Origin of the sequence: Pseudomonas sp. Irchel 3E13 (assembly GCF_900187455.1) — a bacterium.
Taxonomy (GTDB): Bacteria; Pseudomonadota; Gammaproteobacteria; order Pseudomonadales; family Pseudomonadaceae; genus Aquipseudomonas.
In genome coordinates this window covers 346,768-373,307 of sequence record NZ_FYDX01000001.1, presented here as the reverse complement: position 1 = coordinate 373,307, position 26,540 = coordinate 346,768, and the positions used below count along the sequence as shown (strand labels likewise).

Below are 26,540 nucleotides of genomic sequence, written 5' to 3'. Positions count from 1 at the left end.
TGGCAGATCAGATATAGATAAACACCAATGCAATCGCCGCCACCACCGCCCATTTCTCCGCGTAATACCGCGCGCGGTTGCGTTTTTTCAGGGCCTTGCCGCGTTCGCGGATTTTGTAGATGCGGGTGAACAGGCGGTTGATGCCGCCGGTCTTGTCGCCGGCATCGTTCGGTGCGGCAGCGGCGGCCATGACGTTGGTGCTGAACCAGCGGTTGAACGCGGTAGCCCAGCGGTATTTCAGCGGACGCTCGACGTCGCAGAACAGGATCACCCGGTTGTGCTCGGTCTGGTTGGCGGCGTAGTGGATGTAGGTTTCGTCGAAAACCACCGCCTCGCCATCGCGCCAGTGGTAGTTCTCGCCATCGACGCAGATGTAGCAGGCTTCGTCGTTCGGCGTGTCCAGCCCCAGGTGGTAGCGGTACGAACCGGCATACGGGTCGCGGTGGCGTACAAGTTTCGAGCCCGGCGGCAAGGTGGCGAACATGGCGGCCTTGACCGTGCCGATGCTCTGCAGCAATTCGGTGGTGCGCGGACAGAGTTTCATCGCCGAGGGGTGACTCTCGCCGTACCACTTCAGGTAAAAGCGCTTCCAGCCGCTCTTGAAGAATGAGTTGAAGCCGACGTCGTCGTAGTTCTTCGAGCTCTTGATCTCGCCACCGTGCAGCAGTTGCAGGGCTTCTTCGCGGATCGCCTGCCAGTTGTCCTGCAACGGCTTGAGCTCCGGGAAGGATTCGGTCGGCAGGTAGGGCTTGGCCGGCAGTTTCGAGAACAGGTAAAGGAAGGCGTTGACCGGCGCGAGGAAGCTGGAGTGGTCACCCAACTGGCGGCTGATCTTGTGCCGTACGCGGCCGCGGAAGTGGACGTAGGCGATGGAGAGGGCAAACAGCAGGACGATAAATACTTTCATGGGCGTTTACTTGTCGATGTGGCGATGCGCCATGGCATGAGCCCGCCAGCATAAACAATCGGCCCTGGGGTTTGTACAAAATGTTGCGGGGAGTGGGGGAGACATTGGTATCAGGCTCACCCTGGCGTATGCCGTGGGGTGAGCCGTTTCAGCAGGCGGTCAGTCGGTGATGGTGATGTACGGGTCCCAGGAATGGGTGCCGCCGATTTGTTGCAGTTCCTGGTTCAACAGCACGAACTCAATCGTGTACCAGATTTTGCCCGGCTTCTCGGCGGTCGCTTGCCACTCGGTGTAGGTCACTTTGTTCCCGGCGACCTTGATCGGGTTGATGCCGGCCAGGTAGGCCACCGGCGCGTCATACACGGTGATGAAGGTCGGATCCGAAATGGCCCCGTCATAGCCCGGTTGGGAGCGACCCTGGGTCACCTTGGTGATCAGTGCAGTGGTGTCGAAGTTGCGCGACAGGGTGGTCGCGCGCCAGCGGATGTTGTCATTGCGCTTGACGTCGAACCACAGCTCGTTGCCGCCATCGAGTTCATTGCCGGTTGCTGCCTTGTCCACCAGATCGTCGCTCACTACCAGCGAAACCGCGCCGGGGACGTCGCTTGGATTGGCAATCAGGTGATCGGCGTTGACCAGCAGAAGTACGTCGACGGTTTGTGTCGTTCCAGACATGGTGTTGCTCCTTGAGGTGTGATGGGCAGTGTGCGACCGCACCCATGGCCGGCTGCCAGGGGTGTCCGTTACCCCGTCCTTGGGTGCGGTAGCGGACTCAAGCGTGGATGATGGCACTTCAATGTCAACTTTCCGGTTTTTGACGCACCCAGTACGCTCTTCAAGGACGGCGCATCCATCTCCTTGAATCCGTTCATTTGTCGATAATGTCGCGCCTCGCTCCAGGCGATTCTCCTGTGCTGCCTATGGGAAATGGCTGACGCTAGCTGTCAGAAACTCCTGGCTGTTTCCGTTGTCTGTCCCCCGCCCGCGCGCGCTCCATCGCGGCTTGTGATCTATCGTTCTGAGGATTTACCTGACACGGATGAGGCCCAATGACCTTCAAGCACATCGACCTGCGCACGCTCATCCTGCTGTTCGCCCTGGTTACCGCCGGGGTGACCCTGGCCAACAGTTTTTACGCGGCCCGGCAGGTTCAGCATCAGGTGCTGGTGGAGAATGCGCTGGAGGCCAACCGTGCCTATGCCGCCAAGGTGGCGTCGAGCATCGAGGCCTTTCTGCTCTCGGCGCAGCAGCAACTGGCCTACAGCGCGATGGCCAGGCGCTGACGTCCAGCGGCGCCGAGCACGCGCTCAACAGCCGCGTGCCGTTGATCAGCGATGCCTACACCTCCAGCGCCGGCAACCTGATGGTGTTCATTTCCCACCCTGTGTTCGATGCGCAGAAGCGCTACCTGGGTTTTGTCGGCGGCGCCGTGTACCTGCGCGAGAAGGGCATCCTGCACACCCTGATCAGCAACCACTTCACCGTGTCGCTCGGCGTGGCTCGCTGCGCCGGCGGCGGGGATTTCGCCGAGGCGCTGAAACGGGCCGACGAGCTGATGTACCAGGCCAAGCAGGCCGGGCGTAACCGGGTGCTCAGCGAGCCGCTGTGAAGCTGACCTCGGCGGTCGGTTCGACGTGGATACGCGGGCCGAAGCTGGTCATGTTGGCGAAGATTGCCAGTCAGGAGACTGGGTAATGGCGACCAGGCGCTAGCCGAAAGGTTTTCAGCGCTCTCAAGATCGAGCGCCGCCCGCGCGGCGCTCGATCTTGAGAGCGCTAGAAAATTCCCGACATGCGCCTGGTGGCCATTACTCGGTCTTATGACAAGCGACTTCCAGCCATCACATGACCGAAAGATGTGTAGATACCCATGCTCTCAGGTGCGGGCTGCGCGGGATCGCGCCGGGACACGGTCCAGTCGAAAAAAAACGCAGGTTATCCCGCCCGCCTGGCCCTGTGCCAGCGCCTTCCGGGCCAGCACCTGTTATTTCTGTCAGTAGTCGGAAAATCAATCTCTGGTTAGTTTCGGCGGAGGGCGGCCCAGTTGGCGCCGTTCCTCTACCGAAGGAGAACACCTCATGCCCCGGCGCTCCCGTGTTTCCGCACCTGCTGCTCAGCCACGGGACCTGTTACAGACGGGACTCGATTCCGCGTTCAGCATTGCTCGCGGGACCGTGGAACAACTGATGGCGCGGCGACCGGACCTAGCCGGTGACGAGGCGCGCGCGCTGCACCAGCGCGCCAGCACCCTGGCGGTGCTGGCAGCGCGGCACTACCGCGAACAGCGGCTGACCGGCAGCGTCTCCGCCAGTGAGCCCTGGCGCACCGGCCTGCGCGCGCTGGTGGACGGGCCGACCTTTGAAAGCCAGTTCCAGCCCAGTTGGGGGGATAACTGCCTGCCCGGCGCCATCGAAGCGACGACCTCGCCCGTGGCCTACCTCGTGGCGTTGTACCAATGGGTGACCACGGTCATCGAGCCGATGGCCAATGACCAGGCCATCATCCTGGCGCAGCGCCGCCCGGACCTCGCCGCCTTGATGCTGGACAACCAGGCGTTCGAGCGGGTCGAGCCAACCATCGGCATCGTCAACGGCATCCTCGAGCATGCGGCCCGCAAACACCTGGACGACCATAACCAGAAAGACCGCACGGTGGACGATGCCCTGGCCGAAACGCGCTACCCGTTCACGCTGCCGTTCGAGCGTTACCTGTCGCAGATTCGTGCGGTGCTGCAGCGTGAAGACTATGGCCTGGGTGACCTTATCCGCGAGTTGGACCCGGACTTTCCGTACTTCTGCCAGGGCGGGCTGCATTCGCAGCGTTCCGACGATGCCCTGCAAATGGACATGGCCATGGGGCCGGAACTGCGAGCCTTGTTGCTGGAGAGTCCTTACTTCCCGCGTGGCGCCAGGCGGGCGAGCACGCGCTCGGTGCAGACCCGGACCCACCCGCGCACGCTGTTGCGCGAATCGGTACACGCCGCCCAGAGCGGGTTTTTCATGCGTCATTACGGCGTGGATGCGGCCAAGGATCTGCTGGACCTGAGCGCGTTCAGCCTGCGCACCACCCTTGACCAGGACTCCGTGGCGTCGCTGCTGTCGATCGAACACCATGCGCCGACGGCCTCGCCCAACGTCCCGGGGCTGGCGCCGGCGAGTCCGGCGCGCTTTGGCTCGACCTACATCAACGCCGGCCAGGAACCGGTGATTTCACTGGTCAGCAAAGACGGCAGGCACACGCTGACCGACTGGACCGAGGACCATTTCGACCGCATGCAGCGGGTCATTCGCCTGTCGCGCGGGCTGGGCCTGGCGCTGGGTGAAACCGACCGTCTGCTCGATGCGGCGCTGCTGGCCGAGCATGGCGAAGCGGGGCGCGGCGCGGACATCAGCGAGAACACCCTAAGGGCGTTGGGCCTGTTCTGTCGGCTGCGGCGTGATTTCAAGGTCAGCGCCGAGGACTTCGCCGCCCTGTTGAACGGCCTGGCGCTGTACGCGCTGGGCAGCGAGGTGGCGCAGCTCGACCGGGTGTTCAACGACCCGACGCTGTTCAGCGAACCCTTGCTGCTGGACGACAGTGTCTTTGACATCGCGCCGTCCACCGAGGCGCAGTACCGCAAGGTCCATCACCTGTGCAGCGCCCTGGGGATCAGCTTCGAGACTTACCTGTACGTCGCCCGTTACATTGCCCAGACGCTTGGCGAGCAGCAGTTGCTGGACGGCACGGTGCGCCAGCAGTTGCATTGGTCGCCGGCGGTGGTGTCGGCCTTCTACCGCCTGACGCGCTTGCCGGCCTTGCTCGGGCTGAGCAGCATCGAGGCGATCGCGCTGTTGCAACTGATCGGCCAGCGCGGCCATCAATACGTGTCCCGGCTGATCCGGCCTGAACTGGCGGTGCACCAGCACACGCACCTGAGCGATACCCTCAGCGTGATCCAGTCGCTGACCGACACGGTGCAGTGGTGCCGCGACAACGACCTGACGGTCGCGTGGCTGTACCAGCACCTGATGCCGCTGGCGCCGGTCGCCGCGGCCAGCGACCGTGAGCTCGATCTGCTCAAGCAGATCAACGGACGCATGTTGCCGGCGATCCTCAGCGAGACGACCTTCATCGATGCTGGCGTGCCCATGGAGGCGGGGATCGATCATCCGGTGCCCATCGACTGGTTGCAGCAGCTCGATCACTTCGTCTCGGCGCAGGGACTGGTTCGCGAGTTGCCCGGCTACCGCAACACCGATGCCTATGAAGAGGCCCTCAAGGCGCGGTTGCAGATCATCATCGACAACCTGGAATTGTCCCCGGCACCGGAGCTGCTGGTGCGCCTGTTCCAGTTGGTGATGGGCGCCCGCGCCGCGCAGCAGAGCCTGGTCTGGGAATCACTGGCCAACACCCTGGGCGGCAGCGCCGAACTGAGCCGCGAGTTGCTGGTCTGGACCGGCGGCAACAGCTATCAGTTGCTTCAGGAGGTGTTGCGTCTGTTCGACGGCAGCGACCCGACGCCATTGCCGGTGCCGGTGGGCGACGAGGTCCTGGCGTTGCTGGCGCGCCTGACTCACCGCATGGGCATCGTCGAGCACCTGTCCCTCAGCCCGCTGGCCTTGCGCAGCTACATCGCCCACCCGGAGTGGTTTGATGCGGCGGGCGAGCCCGGCCCAGATGCGGCCGACATCAGCTTTTCCCGGCTGCATGTGCTGGTGCAATACCGTGCGCTGCTGGAGCGGACCCGCCAGGGCGAACAGGCGATTCTCGATTACCTGAAGCTGGTCAACAGCCTGCCGCCGGACCTGAGCGAGCAGGACCTGCTGATGATTCGTGAGGATGCTGCCGGCAAGATCGCGCTGTTCACCGGTTTCGGCATTCGCGATGTGCTGGAGACGATGGCGGAGATCACCGCCACCGGCTTCGTCACCACGGTGCGCCAACTGGACCACCTGGTGCGCGTGCGCCAGGCCTGCCAGACCCTGCAACTGGGCAGCAGCGCGGCCATTGCCCTGAGCCGGCTGCGCAGCAACAGCTCGCGCGAGCACTACCGCAATGCTGCCGAGGGCGCCCTGAGCAGCCTGACCGGGCATCTGCAGGATCAGGTCGGTGTGGACCAGGGCGAACTCGGGCAAAGCGAGGCCTCCTGGATTGTCGTGGACACCCAGCAACTGGTGGCGGGCTCCGGTGAGAAGGCCCTGTGCCTGCTGACCGTGAAGAACTTTCTCGGCCAGCCGATGGCCGACATCACGGTCACCTGGGAAAGCAGCCTGGGCCAGTTGCACGCGCCATCCTCGACCAGTACCGACGAAAACGGCCAGGTCAGCGTCGAACTGCTGGCCGCCGGAGAAATGGGCGTGGCCCAGGTGATTGCGCGCTTCGGCCTGGACCGGCGGATTCTGGCGCCGTTGATTCACATCGACTGCGATGAGGCCTCGCTGCGCTTCAAGGACCCTGTCTGCGAGCCGACCGAGGCGCTGGCCGGCAATCTGCAAACCATCAGCTTTCATCTGCAGTTGCTCGACAAGTACGACAACCCAGGGCGGGACCGGGTGTTGGCGTGGAGCACCGACCTCGGCACGTTCGAGCGCCCGCAGACCCGCACCGACGCCCAGGGTTTCAGCCGTGCGGGACTGCGCAGCCTGTCATCGGGCCTGGCGCTGGTCATCGTCGATTTCGCCAGCAACGGCGAGCGCGAGCGTTTCGAACCGGTCACCTTCCTTGAACAGCCGTACTTCCAGTACGTGCGCTTCAGCGGCCCGGCGGCGACCACCCAGGAAGTGACCGTGACCTGCCGGGTGGTCAACCTCGACGGCAGCCCGGTGGCCGGCGCCTCGGTGGACTGGACCGCGGACCTCGGCGGCTTTGTCGAAGACCCGGCGCACAGCCTGACCGATGCGCAGGGCATTGCCAGTATCACCTTCCTCAGTGCCGTGACCGGTCAGGTGCGGGTGACGGTCAATGCCGAGGTGAAGGACGTGCCCTTGCAGACACTGACCTCCGATGCGGTGACGGTGCACGAACTGCCAAGGCTGTTCTACATGTATCCGGAAGAGCAGGACTTCGTCATTTATCAAAGCAGGCCGGCCCACTTCGAGGTCGGACTGATGCCGGAAGCGGCGGGTTATCCGGTCACCTGGTGGGAAGGCGAGCAATTGCTGGCGACCACCGCCACCGACCGCTATGGCAAGGCCGAGTATCAGCGTCACTTCACCCAGGCCGAGCTGGGTGAGCACACCATCCAGGTACGTTCGATTCGCGAAGATGACGTGTTCGACTACAAGGTCCGGGTGGTCAGCGCACATGACCAGCTCACGGCCCATATCGCCGATGACAGTGCCGGGCTCTTGCCGGTGGTGGGGGCGGCGGAGACGTTCGCCGTGGACCTTGGTTTTGCCGGCGGCGTGCTGATCCGCGCCGTGCGCAGCGACGGTTCGGGTGACGCCGATTGCCGCCTGACATTCAGCCTCGGCAGCGGCGCCGATCCCTCGCGCCTTGGCCTGCAACTCGACCCGCCGATGGGCAGCCCGGTGGACTGCGATGCCAAAGGGGAAGTGCTGTTGAGCATCGACGCCACGCGAGCCGCCTTCGAGGCCAACAGCGACCCGTACAACAACGAAGTCGTGCTGAACGTGCTGTCGAACCTTGGCGTGACGCTGGTCCTGCGGGTTCGTCTGCGGGAGGTCGTGGACCTGACCCTCGGCACGTTGCGTTTCGCCCTGGACAGCAACGAACTTGCTTCCTACGCAGGGTTGTCCGGCTACCTGCGGCGCTTGAATGGCAACGCCGCGCCGAGTGTTCGTGAGACGGCCAATACCTTGCGCCTGACGGTCCGCGGGGCGACCCATAGCGCCGATAGCGCCTTGCACACCGACAGCGCCGGACGGGTGTGGATTTACTACCCCGTTGTGTTTGGCGGGCCGGGGGCCCTGAAGCCCCATTGCACCTTCGAACCGGTCGATGGCCTGGAGAAACGCCTGCACCTGGTGGCGAACAGCATCGAACCGGAACCGCTCAGCAAGGCCGCCCGGATTACCGTCACGGCAACGCCGTCGGACGCGCTGATCGAACTGGACGGTGACTATCTGCTGGACCATGGCAGCGTTCACCGCTTCGTTCTGAATGTCAGCGATGCGTCCGGGGGCATCAGCGGTGTGGGCTTGCTGGCGCCAAATCTGAACCTGAAGGGCGCGCTGTACACCTGCGATGGTTTGAGTGATCAGAAGGGCGACATCGTTCTGACTGTCGATACCCGCAATGCCGATTGCGCAGCTTCCTCCATGCTCCTGGCCCTTGGGCCTGTGAGCGAAACAATGGACGTGCGCGTCTGCGAGTTCGTGGTCATGGATACGAGTCTCCAGCTCGACCTTGATGCCAGCAAGGTCAAGGCGTCGGTGGAGTTTTTCCGGCGTGAGCAGCAAGTGTTCGGCTCAACCAACACCTGGTACGGCTTTTTCAGGATAGAGGGCGGCGCACTCAATCCCGTCACGTTCAAGGGCGACCCACGGCGTGTGCAAGGGTCGAGCGTCTGGCTGTCGACACCGGTGCCCGGCAGCCTGGAGATCGGATTGTCATTCCCCACGAGTCAACGCCTGTACCTGCTGGGTCCGACCGAATTCCCCATCACTGACGACCTGCCTTCGGGAGATGCATCATGACCCCTCTGTTCGGCACCCTCGCACAGGACCATCGCGATGCCCTGGTCGCCTATTACCTCGGCCAGATCGTGCCCCAACACACGGTGCCAGCCGGGCAGGGGCTGGTCACCGAGCAGGACCTCTACGAATTCCTGCTGATCGACAACCAGGTCAGCGCGCAGGTGGACACCAGCCGCGTGGCCATGGGCATGGCCAGTGTCCAGCAGTACCTTCACGCGATCCTCAATGGCATGGAGCCCGGTTACCAGGGCGTGTTCGACAGCAAGGCGCAGCAGGAATGGCGATCGAGCAAAAGCGAGTACGCCGTGTGGGCCGCCAACCAGATGCTCCAGGACTACCCGGAGAACTACATCGATCCGGGCTTGCGCCTCAAGCAGACCCAGGGCTTCCGCGCGTTCGTCAATGACATCAACCAGAGCCGGATTTCCACCGACGCGGTGCAAAAGGCGCTGCAGCATTACCTTGGCAAGTTCGAACACATCAGCAACCTCGACGTGCTCAGCGGCTATATCGACGGCATGGATTTCCGCCACGCCGAGTACTACCTGATCGGCCAGCAGAACGTCGAGCCGCACGCCTACTACTGGCGCAAGGTCAGCGTGCGTTTCGCCGCCGAGGACGCGGCTGCCCGTGCCGACGATTACCTGAGCCCGACGGCCTGGAGCGAGTGGTTGCCGGTCGAGATTCCCAAGGGGCACAGCGTGCTGCACATCCGTCCGCTGGTGATCGAAGGGCGCCTGCACGTGGCCTGGATCGAGCACCGCCTGGAGCAGAAACCGATACCGGCGCGGCGTGCCGACATTCCCGGCCTGTTCGAAGAGGTCTCGCGCTACAGCGTCAACCTGGCGTATCGCACCCTGGACGGCAGTTGGTCCGTACCGATGAGCCTGCCGTTGTTGGGCAGCCAGGATCATGTCGTCGGCGCCGACGCGTTCGCCGCCTTCGTCAGCGAGTCCGACCCGCACGACAAGCGGATCGTCCTGGCCTACGGCGCCGACAATGCGTGGGCCAAGGATTTCGAGGTCATTGTGCTGAACATGCGCTTTGGCACGGTGTTGCACGAAGTGGTGGGCAGCTTGCCAACGGATGGCAGCTACCTGGACAAGATCGTCAATGCCCTCGGGCATTTCTCAAGCGACCCGCACGAGTTCCAACACCCGCTGGCGACAGACCGCGCCGCCCACACATCGGTACACCGGGACCCCGACGGCGAGCACAACGAACCTGGGCCGCACAACGCCAAACTGTCGTTGTGGGCAGGGTTTGGGCAGGCCACCGACGGCAGCTATCTGCTGTTGTGCCAGGGGATTTGCGACCTGCTGCTGATGGGCTGGGATGGTGAGTACTGGCAACTGCGGCGCGGCGTTCTGCGGATCACCTATCACCCCAGCCAAGGCGCGGAGCAGACGCTGGAGCAAGAGGTGCTGCTGAACGGGGGCGCCCAGATGAGGTTGATGCAGATCCCGCTGGGCCGGGATTTCGACGCTATTCCTCCGGTCCTGGCCCTGAGTTTCAGCCTGGGCCCGGACGACATTCATGGCGTCGTCCAGTTCGCCGTAGAGGTGGGCGCGTTGGCGACAGCGCGTCCGAGCATCGTTGTGCAGCCCGACGGCAGTCAATTTCTCGACCTGGCCGCGCTCGACCTGCAAGGCTTGCGCTACGTTCGCCTGAACACGCTGTTTGCCAAGGATCTGGTGGCCCGCGCCATGGTCTCGGTCGATGCGCTGCTGAGCTGGGATACCCAGCACATCGAAGAACCGCCGTTGCCCGGCAGCTCGGCCAGCCAGCTCATGGATTTCCATGGCGCCAACGGGCGCTATTTCTGGGAGCTGTTCTTCCACATCCCGCATGCGGTGGCGTGGCGCCTGCACCACGAATTCGACTACCTCGCCGCCGAGCAGTGGCTGAACTACCTGTTCAACCCGCAGGCCCGCATCAAGCCGACCCATCCGCCAAGCCCGTTCTACTGGTCGGTGCGACCGCTGGAAGAGGAAGGCCGGGGCGAGTACGAAGTGGACGGCATCACCGACCCGGATGCCATCTGCTATTCGCAACCGGTGCACTACCGCAAGGCGATCTTCGCCTTCTACGTGCGCAACCTGCTGGCCTACGGTGACCTGCTGTACCGGCGCCTGACCCGCGATGCGCTGACCGAGGCGCAACTGATGTACACCCGCGCCCTCAACCTCCTCGGGCCCAAACCCGACAACCGCACGGTGGGGCGCTGGGAACCGGTGAACCTGGAACAGGCCGCCGAGCCCGACAGCGCGCTGCTCGCCGGCATTGACGCGACACTGCCGCAGGCGCTGTCGCTGCACCTGCCGGTCAGCAGCGGGCCGTGGCTGGAGCTGCTCGATTCCCCGCGTTTTCGCCTGCCGGTCAATACCGAACTGCTTGAACTCTGGGACCAACTGGCCAGCCGCCTGAACAACCTGCGCAACAACCGCACGCTCGACGGCAAGCCGCTGATGGTGCCGTTGTACGCCCCGGCGCTTGACCCCAAAGACCTGCTGCGCGCGCAAAACAGCGGCAGTGGCCTGGTGCAGCGCAGCGTCGGCAGCCTGGCGCCGATTCCGCCGTTCCGCTTTCGGGCGCTGTTGCCGCGCCTGCAAAATGCCGTGGAAACCCTCGGCCGGTTTGGCGAACAGGTCCGCCTGTACCGCGAAATGAAGGACCGCGCCCTCCAGGAAGAACTGCAGCAGTCCCATGTGCTGGAGCTCTCGCAGTTCTCGATCCAGTTGCAGGGCGCGGCGCTGGAGCACGCCGAAGCCGGGTTGTTGGCGCTGGAGGCGAGCCGGCGCGTGATCGACAAACGCCTCGGGCATTTCCAGGCCCTGGCGGCGGAAAACATCTCCAGCACCGAGCAACACGTCATGGACTCGTACCTGACGTCGACGATTCTCGGCACCAGCGCGCAAGTGATGCAGATCGCCGCTGGCGCGACGCAGATGGGCTCGTTCATCGCCACGGCATTCGGTGGCGGTCACATTCGCGTCGGGGCGGCGGTGCTGGCGGCTTCCGAGGGCCTCGACATGGTCGCGGCCATCACCAGGACCGCCGCCGACCGGCTCGGGGTCACCGAGCAGTACCGTCGGCGCCTGGAGGAGTGGACCCTGCAGCGTGACCTGGCAGAGGCCGAGTTGGGAGCCATCGATGAGCAGATCGCCGGCCAGCGCACCGCCATCGAGATGGCGCGGATCCAGTTGGCGCAGGTGCGCAAGGGCGAGCAGCAGTCCCAGGACTATTACCGCTTCCTCAAAACCCGCAGCACCAACGCCGACCTGTATCAGTGGCTGCTCGGGCAGATGTCGACCTTCTACTTCCAGGCCTACGACGCAGTGGTTGCCCTGTGCCTGAACGGCGAAGCGTGCTGGCAGTACGAGATGGGCGACTACCAGACCCGCTTCATCCAGCCCAATGTCTGGTTCGACAATTACTACGGGCTGACGGCTGGCGACGCCTTGCGCCTGCAACTGCTGCGCATGGAATCGGCTTATCTCAAGCGTTTCGAACGGCGCCAAGAATTGGTCAGGACCTTCTCGCTCAAGGCCCTCTTTGACAGCCAGTCCTACCCCGAGACGTCCTGGGCGGCGGTACTCGAAGAGCTGGCCGAGGGCGAAAGCGGCAGCCTCGGTTTCGAGCTGTTCGCCCGGTTGTTCGACGACGACTACCCTGGCCATTTCCTGCGCCAGCTGGTCAGCGTCTCGGTGACCCTGCCGGGGCTGGTGGGTCCCTACCAGGACGTGCGTGCCGTGCTGACCCAGATTTCCAGCCGCACCGTGCTCAAGGCCGACCCACGGGCCATGAACCACCTCTATGGCAAACCCGACAGCGACACCCGCCATATCCTCTACAACCCGCGGGCCAGTCAGAGCATCTGCCTGTCCCGCGGGCTGGACGACCACGGCGTGTTCCAGCTCGATTTCAATGACGAGCGTTACCTGCCGTTCGAAGGCACCGGTGCGTTGTCGCGCTGGGAACTGCGCTTTCCGCACCATGGCTCGGCGCAGCAACAGGTGTTGCTGCAGAGCCTGACCGACATCATCGTGCAGGTCCGCTATACGGCCTTGGACGGTGGGCCGGACTTTGCGGCGCATGTGGAGGGGTTGCTGGGTGGTTGAGGGGGCCGGGAGGTGCATGCCGGGATTTTTTCAGCGCTCTCAAGATCGAGCGCCGCCCGCGCATCGCGAGCAAGCTCGCTCCTACATTGATTGCAACGTACCTATGTCTGTCAGGCCATGGTTGACTGCCTTGTTTGTACGACAGCCTCCCTGCGGTTCATCGCCAATCGCCAAAGGCGGGCAACACCCTTCTGACAGGCCATGGCACGTTGCAACCAATGTAGGAGCGAGCTTGCTCGCGATGCGCCGCGCGGGCGGCGCTCGATCTCAAGAACGGCAGAAAACTCTCGGCATGCGTCTGGTCGCCGCTACCCGGTCTACTGACTGGCGCCTCATGCCCACACCGGACCCGGCGCTTTCAAAAGCGCCGCAACAGCGGCCCGATACGTGGATTCGCGCTATGCTTGCCGGCAAGCTGCAGTGACTGAGCGACAGCCTCGAATTGCGAAGCCGGCACCAGGGCTGCATCGAACGGTTGGCCGTCCAACCGGTAATAAATGCTTTGTGCTTCGCTCAGCGAAGCTGTTTGAGACCATACCGAGCGGTTGTTGACCCCCTCCATGAGATTGTTCGCCAGCCAGTTCTGACTTAACGCAGGCATCGTCGAATAATGTTGCGCGCGCAGTTCAGCGACGCGTTCGGTACTGATGGCAAAGCCCGGGTCACCGGGCATTCGCGTTGTGAAGTCCAGCGTTGGCTGGTCGATGCTGTTCTGCCCCCATGACAGCGGGTGGGGAACCGGAGCAGTCACCCACGGATCGACCACTATCGGATCGGTGAGACGCGGATCACCCAGCATCCCGAAGCTGTGATCCTGTGTTTGCGCAATGGATACCGGCGTTCCGGGCCATTGGGCGGACGAAGCTGCCAAGTGCACGAACACTGCCGCGTGCTCATCGCACAAGCCGGTTGCGGTGGCCAGGCCATGTTCGGCATGAGCCCTCCAGTCGGTTGGCCCGCCTGCCGGATCGATCGTCTGACGCAGCATGCTGCTGTAAATCGCCGAGGTATAGCTGCTGCGCAGGACATCGCCGAGCTGATTGCCGGCGCCTCGGGAAAGATAGCGCTTGGTGCTCCAGATGACGTTGTAGGCAAAATCAACTACCGGTGCTTCACTCGCTCGTAGAGAAACACCCTGAGAACTACCGCTGTTGATCAGCCCGGCAGGTAGCGAACGCTTTGCCTCTTTACTGAAGGGCTGGACAGCGTAGTTGGCGTTCAGCCCGTGCAGGTCGCGCCAGGTCAGCGGATTATTGCGCACGAACGCAAAGCGGTTCAGCCCGTCCACATCTCCCGCGGGGTCCGGGTTGATCCACCTCGCCAGCCACGGTGCGTAGTAGCGCAAACCATAGTCATACAGCCCGCTGGCATCCCGCTCTTTGCCCGCGTAACGGCGCACCTTGTAACCCGCTTCCACCGCCGAATGCGCCGCCCACCAGGCCGTGCCGCCGAACGGGTAATAGCCTTCGTGGCTGATGATCCGCGCTTCGCCATCCAGTTCCAGGTTGCCGCTGTCGAGGTGGTCGCCGAGGCTGTAGCGCAGTTGTGGGGTGTCAATGCCGTCGGGTTTGCCTTCAAGCCAGTGCAGGCCGCGCACCGCGCAGCGGCCGGCCTGGAGGTTGATCACGCTGAGGCGCTCGCCGTCACGGTTGCGCAATTCCAGGCCGGGGAGATAGCGCACTTCACTGCGCTGCAAGCGGCCGCCAACCAGACGCGTGGTGACCTTGCGCACCCGCAGGCCATCGCCGCCGTAGCGGTAGTGTTCTTCATCATTCTCGCCATCTTCGCGAGCGACCTGCCGCGTGCTGTGCAACTGGTTGCTGGCGTTCCACTGCAAGGGCTGACCGGGTTGCAGGTGCAGCAGGTTGCCGTTGCGGTCGAAGCCGGCGCGGGGATTTTCAGGGGCAACGCCATCGACCCATGGCAACGCGTGATTGCTGTCGTCCGCTACCGCCATATGGCGGTTATAAGCCTGCCAACCGATGTGCTGGAGGCTGAGCAGGTTGCCGCTGGCGTCGTATTCATAGTGCTGGCGGTAGTTGAGCAGGCGGCTGGTATCGCCGGGTGCCGGGGTCATTGGTGGCAGTCCGGGGCTGATCGCCGCGCCGGTAGCTTCTCGGCCGGTGGCCTCGATCAGGTGGTACAGCGAGTCGTAGTGAAAGGTGCTTACCGGGTCGACTTTCTGGTTGGAAAAATGGCTGACCGGCTGGCTGAGGTCTTCGATACGCAGCACATTGCCGACCTGGTCGTAGGCGTAAATCAGGTTCTGCAAGGTGCCGCGTTCCGGGCGGCTGGCGCTCAGGCGTTGCAGGCGACCGTCGGCGGGGTCGTAGTGGGCGAGGCTGATAACGCCATTGCCAGCGGTCTGGCTTTCGAGCTGGCCGAAGGCGTTGTAGCGGACGTGGCCCAGCAGCTCATGCTCACTGCCGTCTTCCAGCCCCAAGGTGATCGAGGCCAGCTCGCCGGCGAGGTTGAAGCGCGAGCTGTGGCGGTTACCGAGAGCATCGGTCTGTTCCAGCACCTCGCCCAGTGGGCCGTGGAGAAAGGTGGTGTGGGCGCCGTCGCCGGGCTCCAGCAGGGCATCGCGTTCGCCGGTTGCGGCGGGCCAGTCGGGCAGGTCGAGGTCGGCTAGAAAGAGGCGAATCTCGCCCTGTTCCGCACCGCCCAGGCTGTAGCCGGGAATCAGGCGACTGCCGGCTTCATCGTCGTGGCGCAGCAGGCGGCCGCAGCGGTTGTTGGCAGACGCTTCGGCTCCGCCGTAGCTGAAACGCTCGGCAGCGCGCGCGGGCTGCTCGGCTGTGGTTTCGCGAATCAGTACCGGGCGCAGAAGCGCGTCGTAGTCGGTTTGCCAATGGCTGTCGCGGCTGTCCCAGTTCTCCAGCGACTGCCCGGCATCACCGAACAGCGTCAGGCGCCAGCCGGCGTCGGCGCTTTCCAGCCATAACGGATTACCGGACAGCGATGACAGCAGCGTCTGGCCAGGCGCGACGCTGTCGTCCTGGTCCAGCCGCTGGAACAGCCGCGGGTCCCATTGGTGGGACCACTGCCCGGCGGCGTCGTATCGGCTCAGGGTGACCCGGCGTTCAACCGCCTGCTGCGGCGTTTCCCGACAGTAAGCCACCTGGCGCAGCGGTCGGCCGAGGCTGTCGCCGACGTTCAGATCAGGCGTGTGCAGGTGGGTTGCGCTACGCATCCGGTCCCCGCATTTCTTCCCACGTGTCGTTTTCGTCCTCGCTGATGCTGTACCAGGGCAGGTGGCGCTGGCGGCGCAGGTAGCCCTTGGCGGTGAGGGTGCGCAGCACCCGGCCCAGCGGGTCGTAGAACTGCTGGTCGTTGTAGCCGAACAGGCGGAACGAGGCATCGTTGATGTAGCGCCAGCGATTGGCGAAATACGGCCGATAGACCCGCACCGCCAGCCCCTTGTTGTTGTATTCGACACGCTCGCTGACCCGCCAGCGCTCGGGGCTGTCCACCAGCACCGGCTGACCGTCCTCGATCAGCAGTTCGCCCTGTTCATCCACGGCGTAGGCCATGCCCGGTTCGACCTGCTGTTTGCCCTGCAACTCCCGGCCAAAGCCGTCGCTGCAACTCAGGCTGATGCGCACCTGCACTTCGGGATCGCCGGGGTAACGGTCGGCCAGCAACACCGCGCTGTGCACCGGCTGGCGCACCTCGGCCGGTTGCATCCAGCTGAAGGCGTCGTAGTAACAGGCGCTGGCGGCCTGTTGCAGGGCGCGGGCGGGGTCGGCGAGGGCGTCGGCGAGGCTGTCGCTGTTGCGCTGGTAATCGCTGAGCGGGGCGAACCCCACTGGCTGACCGGCCTCGGTGCCGTGGAAGCTGCTCGCCAGCACGCGCCCGAAGCCGTCATACAGGGCTTCCTGGTGGTTCTGGTTGGGGTCGGTGATGTGCACCGGTTGCAGGCAGTGATAGTCGAACCGGGCGTGGGTCCGGCAGCCATCGGCCAGGGTGATGTCGCTGATCAGGCAGTGATAGGGATCGTGCCCGACCTGGGTCAGGCCGTGGCTGTGGGTTTCGCGAAATTCCACGGTGCGATGGAAGGCGCTGGCCGGGCCGAAGTGGGTGAAGCCCTGGCGCACGGACCAGAGTTCCATCTCCGGCTGCGCCGGGAGGAAGGCCGGCATGCGTTGGTAGCCCAGGCTCAGCAGCTTCTCGCGCAGTTGTTCGCGGGTCATCACCCGGTCGTAGGCCGCTAGCGCGCTGTCGTTCAGTTCGGCGCTTTCGAGGAAGCCGGGCAGGGCTTCGAAGGTTGCTTCACCGTCCGGCAAATCGGTGCGAAGCGGGCTGTCGGCGGCCTGGTAGCGTTGCAGGGTTTGCCCGGTCAGGGCGCGTTCGGCCTCCGCGTGCAGCGGGCCGTCGGCACTGGCGAAGTGTTCGTAGCGGCGTTGCCCGGCGGGCAGTTGCGCCCGTGGCAGCACCAGGGCGTTGCCGCGCTGGCGCCAGGGCAGGGCGATGCGCCAGCCCTGCGGATCGGTCAGGTGAATGGCTTCGGCGCGGGTTTCGTGCAAGTAGTGCTGGTACTGGGCCTCGTCGTGCGCGTCGCGCCACCAGGTCTGTTCGTGCTCTGTATCGAACGGCGGCGGATCGCTGACCTGGCGGCGCCGCGCACAACTGAGGGTGACGCCGTGGGTCAGTTGGCCGAACCGATCGTGGGCGAGGTTGATCTGGTGCTGGCAGCGCGGGTCGTCGGCCTGGCGTTCGTAGTCGTGGCGCACGGTTTCCAGGGTCAGGGGCAGCATCTGCGCATAGGGCTGGTGCGGGCTGGCCGCTGCCAGTTCGCGCACCCGGTAGCGGTGTTGTTCCACCGAGTACGGCACTGTGCTGTCGGCGCCGGGGTCCAGGCCATAACGCTCGCTGCGGATCGGCAGGCCGCTGAGGGCGTGGGCCATGGCGTGCCGTTGCGGTTCGCCTGGGCTGTCGATGAGTTGCTCGTCTTGCGTGTGCGGGTCAAGCCGGCTGAGCAGGTCGGGGCCAAGGGTCGGGGCTTCGGGGTCGTGCCAGGGCGTGTCGAGTGCCGGCGCCGGGTACTCGCCGGTGTGGAACCAGTGCTTGCTCAGCAGCGGCGCAGTGAAGTGTGCGTCGTCGCTGCCCTGGGCGCTCTCGCTGTCGGTTTGCAGCAGCAGGGCGAAACCGCGCAATTCGCGGTCGTGGCGGTCGTAGTAGCCACCGCGGTAGCGCATGCACTGGACCAGGCGGTTGCCGGTGATTTCATCGAGCTGGCTCTGCCGCGTCACCAGGTGCAGGGCGAAGGGCAACTGGCTGACCGGCGACTGGCCGGCCTGGCGCCGCTCCTGTTTTTCGTCCAGCCATTCCTGTACCGAGCTGCGGTATTCGACGCAGCCGACCGCGCCCATGTGGTTGTCAGTGCGGTGCAGCAGGTAGGGCTTGCGGGTGGTGAAGTCCATGCGCCAGTGGCGTGGGTTGATGTGCGGCACGGTCAACACCAGGCTGGCACAACCGAGACCCTGCAGGTCGGCGGCGCTGACCTGGCACAGGCGGTCGTAGCGCACGCCGTCCGGCCAGGGGTAAAGCACGGGCGCTTCCAGGCCAAAGCCGCTGCGGTTCATGAACACCTGCACGCCGTCGCTTTGCAGGTACAGCAGGTCACTGGCGCCGGAGCCGTCCAGGTCGGCGAGGAGCAGACACGAGGCATCGAATTCATCGTGGCCGAACGGCAGATCAGCAAGACGAAAGCCCTTGCCGAAGCGGCCATGACCCAGGTTCGGCCAGCAGCGCACCTCGTCGTGGCGAATGCGCACCAGATGCTGCTGGCCGCTGCCGAGCACATCGCTGAAGGCGACCACCTCGGCGCGGCCATCGCTGATCACCGGCAGGTTGTCGTCGTGGTGTTCGACGTCCACGCCCTGGCCGTAGCCCCGTTCGCGGCGCGACGGATACAGCCGCACGCTGCGCGGGCCGATCAGCGCCAGGTCGGACAAGCCGGCGCCGCTCAGGTCGGTCAGTTGCGCCAGCGGGAGCAGCGCCTCGCCGGGGACGACGGCAAAGGGCACGAAGTTCGACCACTGCCGGTCCGGATCAAGGGTGAAGAAGCCGTTCAGGCCCGGCGCGCTGACGCACCAGTCGAGCCGGCCATCGCCGGTCATGTCCGTCAGGTGCTGGTGCACGGGCCGACGGCGGTCAGCCAGGGGGATGCGCGGCAGGACGGTCCATTCGCCGTAGGTCACCGCATCGGGCTGCTCAGCCTCGGCAAGGCGCAGGGGTTCGCGGTAGTACCAGCCCTGGTCATTGCCGTGCAGCACACCGGGCAAGCCCTCGCCATACAGATCCACCAACTGGTAGAACTGGCCGTCGTTGAGCCCCGGCATGCTCGGGAATTCGCTGAAAGTGCGCTCGGCCTGGCGGTCGAAGGCGCTGTAAGCGAAGCCCAGTGGCGGCAGGCTGCTGCGCCGACCGTCGGCGCCCCAGCCCTGTTGATGCACGGCGGCGAGCAGGGTGTAGGACAGGGCCGTGGTCTGGTAGTCCAGCAGCAGACGGGACACCAGCACCGGGTCCGGGCCCAGTTCGCCTGGGAAGTGATGGAACATCAGCAACTGCCGGCACAGGCGCAGCGTGCTCAGCTCGAAACCGTAGGCGAAGCTGCTGTGGGGATCGCTGCGCACGGGCCAGGGTGTGGATGCGCCGTACTGCGGTTTGTCGTCGATGCCGACCGGGCGTTCGCCGTAGTCCAGCAGCAGGTCGAAGTGCCATTGCTGGCGCTCGATGTCCTCCGGCTGCCACAGGTACAGCCACGGATACGCCTCGGCGTTGCCGTAGCGCACCCGGCCCAGATAGCGCTGGGCGCGGAAGTCACGCGGGGGGGCCGGCGCCAGGCCGGCCAAGTCCTCGATCTTGTACTGGTAAAGGATGTGCTCGCCGTGGGCGTTCAGGCTTTCTTCCAGCAGCCATTCGGCGACCCGTTGCGGATCATCCGGATCGGCATGGCGCGAGGCGGCGGTGCGGCCATACAGGTGCAGGCTGCCGTCGGCGCCATGAACCAGCCAGAAACCTGGGTCGCCGGGGGCCGCGCGCCAGTGTTCGATGCGCTCGAAGGCGCCCTCGATGCGCGGGAAATGACGGATGACCTGATAGCGCTGGTCCAGCGCCAGGCCACGGTAGGTGTCGATTTCGCTGAACAGCGGCGCGCCGTTGCCGTCCAGTTCCGCCAGCCAGGGCTGGCCGTCGGGGCCGATGATCACATCGTCGTCGCTGTAGCGCGGCACGCCTTTGCTGGTGCGCCGGGCAACGCAGCCCAGCGACAGGCTCCAGCCCATGCCGAACACGCCGTTGCTAACGGTACTGCGGTAGTTCAGGGACAGTGTCGGGGCGTAGCCGCGACCTGGCGAGAGCGGCAACGGAATCTCGAAGGCGGCGGCACCGCTGCCGCCGGCACCCCCCCAGCTACCGCCGAGGCTCTGGATTGCGCCACCGCCCTTGGGCAGCGCGGGTGGGGTGATGGCGGGCGTCTGATCCTGCATTGTCCTTGCTCCATGTCCGTTGGGCATGGCGTCAAGAGTGCACTGTCAGGCGCTTTCCGTTAACTGACAGAAATAACAGGTGGCGCGGTCCTCATGGTGTGCCGAACAGCGCCGTCCAGTAGATTCCTGCATCGCTTTTCGGGTCGGTGGCATACGCCGCGCCGAGTTCGCGCAGGGCCGGGTTCATCAGGTTGGCGCAGTGGCCGGGGCTGGCCAGCCAGCCGTCGAGCACCTTGCGCGGGCTGTCGAGGCCGGCGGCGATGTTCTCGCTGATGCGCTGGCCGTTGTAGCCGGCCAGCTCGGCGCGGTCGCCGGGAGTGCGGCCGTCGCGGTCGATATGGTCGAAGAAGTTCTGGTTGGCCATGGCCCGGCTGTGACTCTGGGCGACCCCGGCCAGGGTGGTGTTCCAGGCCAGCGGGCGGGTGGCGGCCATCGCCTGGTTGCCACACTGGCGCGGTTGGGCGCGGGCGCTGTTGATCGCTTCGAGCAGTTGCTGGCCTTCGCTTTGCCAGTCGCCGAGGCGGGCGCTGAGCAGGGGGCGGGCGACGACGATGCGCCATTCGCGGTCAACGCGGCTGACACCGATATCAACGAACTGCGGGTCGAGCACCACCTGGCAGAAGCTTTCGCGGATCGCCTGCATGGCGGCCGCCGCGTCGCGCGGGCCGGACAGGCTGATGGCCTGGACATTGACCATCGGGTAGGTGGCCCGGGCCAATTGCTGTTGCAAGTCGCCCATGCCGGTGACCGACAGCACCAGGCGCGGATCGCTCGCCAGTGGCGGCAGCTCCAGCGAGCCTTGGCCGGCGCAGTGTTGTGGCTGGTTGCGGAAACCGTTGATCGCATCGATCAGTTGCGTCTCTTCGCTGGCCATGGCCTGGCTGGCGAAAACCGGGGCCAGGCAGAACATGGCGATACGCAGGATGGATGAGCTGACGCGCATTTGAATCTCCCTTGATCTGGCGCCACGGGGCGTGCTGGAGGGCCCGGTGTGGCACGTCTTGCGGTAAATCCGGCGGGTCCGCGGTCATGGCCGGCCGGTGGTCCCCGGTCAATTGGGGAATGGTTGCCTGATGGCGTGCATGGTAGCCAGATATGGCGTGCGCGTGTCGTCTTTGTCTGGCGCAAGGCCTTGAGGGTTCCGCAGGTAATCAGTGGGCGGCGCCATTCTTCGGTCGATAGAAGACGAATTTGCCGGTCTGTGCGGTTCTGAGGAAGGTTTTCGACCACGCGGGGGAGGCGTTGCGGGCGTGGAAATAGAGGGCGCCGCGGCTGTTGTCCGGCAGTTGCCGGTTGAGCACCTTGCGGGCGATTTCCTTGGTTTTCAGGTATTGCTCGTCTTCCTTGATCTGGTCGGCGCGGCCGTCGCACCACCAGGAGAACTGGCAGGCATGGCGTTCGGAGCCGTCCTTGACCACCGCGCAGACGGTGTCGGGGAAGCCCTCGTGGCCGACCCGGTTCATCACCACATTGGCCACCGCCTGCATATCGGCGTCGCTGGCGCCCTTGGATTCCCAGTAGATGGTGCGGGCCAGGCACGTCAGGGTGTCGTCGAGGGGCGCGGCGCCTTGCGGGTCCACGGCCTTGGCTTCGGTGGGGGTGATGGTTTCGCTGGGGGCGGGTTTGGCGTCGGTGGCCTGGGTGGCGACCGCGTGTTCCAGGGCTTCGGCTTTTTCCTCGGCCTTGACGGCGATGGCGGGGTCGGCCGCGCTGGCGGTGGTTGTGAGCACAAGCATGATCGACAGGCAGACGGCATTCAGCATGAGGCGCATGATCGAACCCTTCCCGCAACGAGAGCTACCTGATTCGGTAGACATTGGCTGAAGTTCAATCATTCCGAAGTTGCCGCCGGACGGTAGGGGCGAGCTTGCTGGCGAAGGGGCGCGCGAGGTTTGCCGGCCTTTCGCGAGCAAGCTCGCTCCTACAGTACAGGCTCAGACCAGGCGGATCTCGCGAACCTGCGCCTGCGCAATCCGCTCCAGCACAAACGCCCGCGCATGCCGGCTCAGCTCATCCAGATGGCGGTCACGCTTTTTCTCTGCCTCGACCATCGCCTTGCGCCCGTGCTGCTTGAGCAGGTAGCTGTGGATCTGCTGCACCTCGACCGTCCGCCACACCGGCGCGACGTCGAGCATCAGCAGCACGCCATCGCCTGGCGCTGCGCCACTGGCCATCAGCACCTGGGTATCGCGCACGCCCACCACCGCGAAGCCAAGCGCCTCGAAGCAGGGCACCTTGCCCTGGCCGCAGGCCAGTTCGATACGGTTGTAGCGCTGGCGTAGGTGGTCCAGCAGCGACCGCGCGATTCCGCGGCGGCGCAGGTCCGGCCGCACCGCCATCCAGGCCACCGCGCAGGCGTCGGGTTCGCCGTCGATCGGCAGGCACAGGGCAAAGCCGTGCAACTGCTGCGTATCGTCGTCGTCACAGGCCAGCAGCAACTCGACCGGCAGCCGCGAGCCGCCCAGGGCTTCGAGGTACAGGTGCACTTCGAAGCCGAGGCCGTACTGATAGAGGTTGTACAGCGGATTGCTCGGCGGCAGGGCGGTGCTGCTCAGTTGGCTGAAGTCATCCACCACCCACTGCAGCAGTTGGCTTTTCAGCGGTTCTTCGGGCGGGGTCTGGAGCAGGGTGACAACGGGCATCGGGCGGGCAGTTCCGGAAAAAGGGCGGGGCGCCAGTCTACAGCAGCCCCGTCCGGAGTTCCCGCGCTTACACGCGGAAGCGCCCGACCAGCGCCGTCAGTTCCTTGGCCAGCCCCGACAGGGTGTGGCTCGCCGCGTTGGTCTGTTCGGCGCCTTCGGCCGAGCGCGCCGAGAGTTCGCGGATGTTCAGCAGGTTGCGGTCCACTTCACGGGCGACCTGGGCCTGTTCCTCGGCGGCGCTGGCGATCACCAGGTTGCGCTCGTTGATCTGGCCGATGGCGGCGTAGATACCTTCCAGCACCTGCTCCGACGCCTGGGTGGTGTCGAGCGCGGCGCGGGCCCGTTCGGCGCTGGTGTTCATGGAGCTCACCGCGACTTCGGTGCCGCTCTGCACGCTGCCGATCATCTGTTCGATTTCCTGGGTCGATTGCTGGGTGCGGTAGGCGAGGGTGCGCACCTCGTCGGCGACCACTGCGAAACCGCGCCCGGCCTCACCGGCCCGCGCCGCTTCGATGGCGGCGTTGAGGGCCAGCAGGTTGGTCTGTTCGGAGACGGCGCGGATTACTTCCAGCACCTTGCCGATATCGCGGATCTCGCCGGCCAGCAGTTGCAGGCGCTCGCTGCCGGCCTGCACTTCGCCGGCCATGGCCTGGGTGCCGTCGAGGGTTTCGCTGACCTGGCGGCGGCTTTGTTCCGCAAGGCGGTTGGAGTCGTTGGCGGCCTGGGAGGTGGACACTGCATTGCGCGCGACTTCTTCCACCGCAGTGGTCATTTCGGTCACGGCGGTGGCTGCCTGCTCCAGCTCTTCATCCTGGCGGCGCAGGCTTTCGGCGCTTTGCTCGGTCACCGCGTTGAGGGCCTGGGCAGCCTCGGCCAGTTGTCCGGCGCAGCCGCTGATACGGCCGAGGGTGTCGCGCTGGCTGTGCTGCATGCGCTGCAGTTCGGCGAACAATTGGCCGATTTCATTGTTGCCCGGCACCTGCACCGACTCGCTCAGGTCGCCGCCGGCGATGCGCTGGAAGTGCCGGCCCGCCTCACGCAGCGGTCGCAGCACGCGCTGCTGGATGAAGCTCCAGCACAGCGCGGCGAGCAACAGCGTCACGGCCAGCAAGGCGAGGCTGGTGATCTGCGCAATGTGCAGGCGCCGTTCGGACTCGGCCATGATCTGCTGACCGCGCTCGCTGAGGGCCTTGACCAACTCCTGACGCAGGTTCTGCAAACGGCCCATGGCGTTGCCGGCATCGACGTTGACCGCGAAATAATGGTCCAGCGAATTCGCCAGGGTCGCCTCGCGCTGGCCGGCGACGGCCTTGGAGTAGGCGGCGAAGGTGCGTTGCAGGTCGTCGGCCACCGGTTTGAGCGCCGGGTCCTGGACGTTGTCGACGAAGGACGCCACCAGTTTCAGGCTCTCGCCGATCAGTTCTTCGGAGCGCACCAGGCGGGCCTTGGCGCTGTCGGCATGGCCGCCTTGCTGCTCGATAAAGCCCGAGGACACGTTGGCGCTGGCGCGGATGGCCATCAGCAGCGCGTTGTTGAGCCGGTCGGACTGGTGCGCGGTGTCGTCCAGTTCGTTGATCTGTGCGTCGCTGCCCACCGCGCCGCGCCAGGCGCTGACGGAGGAAAACAGCAGGGTCAGGCTGAACAGCGACAGCACCCAGAACATTCCGGTGCGGATTTTCAGGTCGACGAACATGCGGGCAAGGCTCCTGTAGGCAGTTTCAAGGTCCGTCACTTTTTGTACCGGACGGTTCAATGGCTATCGGAGGCGCAGGGTGACGACTTGAGGGGTGCAAGCGGGGTTTGGTTCGATTATCGAACAGAGATTACCGGCTGCCGCTCGGCGCAGGCGCGGCGGTATTCGCCGGGAGTGACGCCATAGGCTTGCTTGAACTGGCGATTGAGGTGGCTCTGGTCGGAGAAACCGAGGTCGAAGGCCACGTTGAACGGCAGGCCGCCGTGACGCAGCAAGGTCCGCGCCCGGCCCAGGCGGCGCTGCTTGAGCCAGGCGTGGGGCGGCAGGCCGGTGGCCTGGCGGAATACCCGGGCGAAATAGAACGGCGACAGGTTCACCGCGGCGGCCAGTTCTTCCAGCGACGGCGGGCAGTCGAGGAGGGCATCCATCAGTTCCCGGGCGCGAATCACCGCCAGCGGCTCGTTGCCCGGCGCGCGGGCATCGCCAACCCGGGCGTGGCGCTGCATCAGCAGCAGCGCCGCCTCGCGCCAGGCCGATTGCTGCTCCAGCGCGCTGGCGCCGCCCTGGGCCGAGCGGTGCAGGCCGATCAGTGCGGCATGCAGTTGCGAGTCGTGCAGCACGCTGCCGGTGAAGGCGGGCGTGCCGCCGTGGCGAATGTCCAGTTCGTCCAGCACCTTGGTCAGGTGCATGACGTCCGGGTAGGAGCCGCGGTAGCTCCAGCCGGCCTCATGGGCGCGGGCGCCGGTGTGCATTTCGTCCGGGTTGATCACCACCACGCTGCCCACCGGCGCCACATGGTCGGCGCCGCGGTGCCAGAAGCACTGCGCGCCAGCCTCGAGGGCGACGATGGAATAGCCTTCATGCACATGCGGCGCGAAGCGCTGCTGGAAGTAGCGGGCTTGCAGCAGCTCCAGGTTGTCCAGCGCTGCGGCTTGCCAGAAGTGTGTAAGTTCCCGGGATGCAAGGGTCATGGCGAACCGCCCAGCCACCAGCGATAGACGAAGAAGAAGCCCATGCTCAACAGCATGCTGAGCAGGGTGTTGCGCGTCCAGAGTACCAGCCCGATGGCCACCAGCGAACCCAGCAGGTAAGGGTTGAGCGGGTCCAGGTTGAGCTGGTGGTCGGGCAGGAACACGATCGGCCCGCAGATCGCGGTGAGCATGCCGGGTACGGCAAAGCCGAGGAACTGCCGCGCGTTGGAGCTCAGGCGCAGCGGCAGGCGCGGTTCGAGAAAGGCGTAGCGGTTGAGGAAGACGATCAGGCCCATGGCGAGGATCAGCAGGAAAACCATCAGCGTGCACCCCAGAGTTTTTGACAGATGAACCCGGCGCCCATGCCCAGCAGGCCGGCGATCACCAGGGCGGTTTCCCAGTGCCAGTAGCTGAACAGCACCGAACAGAACAGCGACACCGCCACGCACACCACCGTTGGCACGTCGCGCACGCATGGGGCGATCAGCGCGACGAAGGTGGCGGCGATGGAGAAGTCCAGGCCCAGCTTGTCCAGGTGCGGGATGTTCTGGCCGAGGATGATCCCGGCCAGGGTAAACAGGTTCCACGCCAGGTAGAACGTGAAGCCGACGCCCAGCGCGTACCAGCGGTTGAACTGTTCGCGGTCGTACTGGCTGACCAAGGCGAAGAACTCGTCAGTCAGCAGAAAGCCCAGGGCGACCCGCCAGCGGCCTGGCAGCCCGGAGATCACCGGGCGCATCGACAGGCCGTAAAGCAGGTGCTGAGAGGTCAGCAGCAAGGTGGTCAGCAGGATCGACGCCAGGTTGGCGCCGCCCTTGAGCATGCCGATCGCCACCAGTTGCGCGGCGCCGGCGAAGACGATCGCCGACAGGCCCTGGCCTTCGAGCGGGGTGAGGTTGGCTTCGATGGCCATGGAACCGGCCAGCAAACCCCAGGGCGCGACGGCCAGGGACAGCGGCATGCTGGCGATGGCGCCATGGAGGTAAGCGGTGCGGGCGAGGCGGGATCCGGACATGAGCGACAGCATGAGTGTGGAAGGCCAGACAGGATGCCAGAGCGCCGTCCGGCTGGATTGAA

General features: G+C 65.2%; 15 protein-coding genes. 4 read left to right on the top strand and 11 right to left on the bottom strand.

The window, feature by feature from the left end:
• Window positions 1-7: 7 nt before the first annotated feature.
• Together lpxO and CKW37_RS01565 are read right to left on the bottom strand one after the other, a co-directional pair.
• The gene (lpxO, locus tag CKW37_RS01570; protein ID WP_095153675.1) at window positions 8-907 is read right to left on the bottom strand and encodes a lipid A hydroxylase LpxO; all 900 of its coding nucleotides are present in this window, start codon (window positions 905-907) and stop codon (window positions 8-10) included.
• Window positions 908-1,066: 159 nt separating this feature from the next.
• Window positions 1,067-1,582: an AidA/PixA family protein gene (locus CKW37_RS01565; RefSeq protein WP_095153674.1), complete on the bottom strand. Its 516-nt coding sequence runs from the start codon at window positions 1,580-1,582 to the stop codon at window positions 1,067-1,069.
• Window positions 1,583-1,956: 374 nt separating this feature from the next.
• Here CKW37_RS01565 and CKW37_RS32760 point away from each other — a divergent pair, with 374 nt between their 5' ends.
• The 4 genes from CKW37_RS32760 to CKW37_RS01550 all read left to right on the top strand — a co-directional run bounded on the left by CKW37_RS32760 (window position 1,957) and on the right by CKW37_RS01550 (window position 12,664).
• Window positions 1,957-2,190 (top strand): hypothetical protein, encoded by a 234-nt coding sequence (locus CKW37_RS32760; protein ID WP_159985208.1) that lies wholly within the window; start codon window positions 1,957-1,959, stop codon window positions 2,188-2,190.
• A gap of 35 nt (window positions 2,191-2,225) precedes the next feature.
• Window positions 2,226-2,516 (top strand): PDC sensor domain-containing protein, encoded by a 291-nt coding sequence (locus tag CKW37_RS32755; protein WP_159985206.1) that lies wholly within the window; start codon window positions 2,226-2,228, stop codon window positions 2,514-2,516.
• 468 nt (window positions 2,517-2,984) lie between these two features.
• Window positions 2,985-8,543: a Tc toxin subunit A gene (locus CKW37_RS01555; RefSeq protein WP_095153672.1), complete on the top strand. Its 5,559-nt coding sequence runs from the start codon at window positions 2,985-2,987 to the stop codon at window positions 8,541-8,543.
• The gene (locus CKW37_RS01550; RefSeq protein ID WP_095153671.1) at window positions 8,540-12,664 is read left to right on the top strand and encodes a neuraminidase-like domain-containing protein; all 4,125 of its coding nucleotides are present in this window, start codon (window positions 8,540-8,542) and stop codon (window positions 12,662-12,664) included. Before CKW37_RS01555 ends, CKW37_RS01550 begins: the two co-directional genes overlap by 4 nt.
• A 358-nt stretch (window positions 12,665-13,022) precedes the next feature.
• Here CKW37_RS01550 and CKW37_RS01545 read toward each other — a convergent pair whose 3' ends face one another.
• The 9 genes from CKW37_RS01545 to CKW37_RS01505 all read right to left on the bottom strand — a co-directional run bounded on the left by CKW37_RS01545 (window position 13,023) and on the right by CKW37_RS01505 (window position 26,478).
• Window positions 13,023-15,857, bottom strand: coding sequence for an RHS repeat-associated core domain-containing protein (locus tag CKW37_RS01545; protein WP_095153670.1), 2,835 nt, complete (start codon window positions 15,855-15,857; stop codon window positions 13,023-13,025).
• Entirely contained in the window at window positions 15,850-20,157 is a 4,308-nt protein-coding gene (locus CKW37_RS01540; RefSeq protein WP_095153669.1) for a SpvB/TcaC N-terminal domain-containing protein, read from the bottom strand. Before CKW37_RS01540 ends, CKW37_RS01545 begins: the two co-directional genes overlap by 8 nt.
• A 91-nt stretch (window positions 20,158-20,248) precedes the next feature.
• On the bottom strand, window positions 20,249-21,100 hold the full coding sequence (locus CKW37_RS01535) for a CAP domain-containing protein (RefSeq protein ID WP_095153668.1): 852 nt from the start codon (window positions 21,098-21,100) through the stop codon (window positions 20,249-20,251).
• A gap of 208 nt (window positions 21,101-21,308) precedes the next feature.
• Window positions 21,309-21,929: a cell wall hydrolase gene (locus CKW37_RS01530; RefSeq protein WP_095153667.1), complete on the bottom strand. Its 621-nt coding sequence runs from the start codon at window positions 21,927-21,929 to the stop codon at window positions 21,309-21,311.
• Window positions 21,930-22,091: 162 nt separating this feature from the next.
• Complete coding sequence (locus CKW37_RS01525) at window positions 22,092-22,799, bottom strand: GNAT family N-acetyltransferase (RefSeq protein WP_095153666.1); 708 nt, start codon at window positions 22,797-22,799, stop codon at window positions 22,092-22,094.
• Window positions 22,800-22,866: 67 nt separating this feature from the next.
• Entirely contained in the window at window positions 22,867-24,492 is a 1,626-nt protein-coding gene (locus CKW37_RS01520; protein WP_095153665.1) for a methyl-accepting chemotaxis protein, read from the bottom strand.
• 116 nt (window positions 24,493-24,608) lie between these two features.
• Window positions 24,609-25,463: an AraC family transcriptional regulator gene (locus CKW37_RS01515; RefSeq protein ID WP_095153664.1), complete on the bottom strand. Its 855-nt coding sequence runs from the start codon at window positions 25,461-25,463 to the stop codon at window positions 24,609-24,611.
• Window positions 25,460-25,783 carry an AzlD domain-containing protein gene (locus CKW37_RS01510; protein ID WP_371864250.1) on the bottom strand — a complete coding sequence of 108 codons (324 nt, stop codon included), beginning with the start codon at window positions 25,781-25,783 and terminating at the stop codon, window positions 25,460-25,462. Before CKW37_RS01510 ends, CKW37_RS01515 begins: the two co-directional genes overlap by 4 nt.
• Window positions 25,783-26,478 (bottom strand): AzlC family ABC transporter permease, encoded by a 696-nt coding sequence (locus CKW37_RS01505; protein ID WP_095153838.1) that lies wholly within the window; start codon window positions 26,476-26,478, stop codon window positions 25,783-25,785. The genes CKW37_RS01510 and CKW37_RS01505 overlap by 1 nt, the downstream gene beginning before the upstream one ends.
• Window positions 26,479-26,540 lie beyond the last annotated feature (62 nt).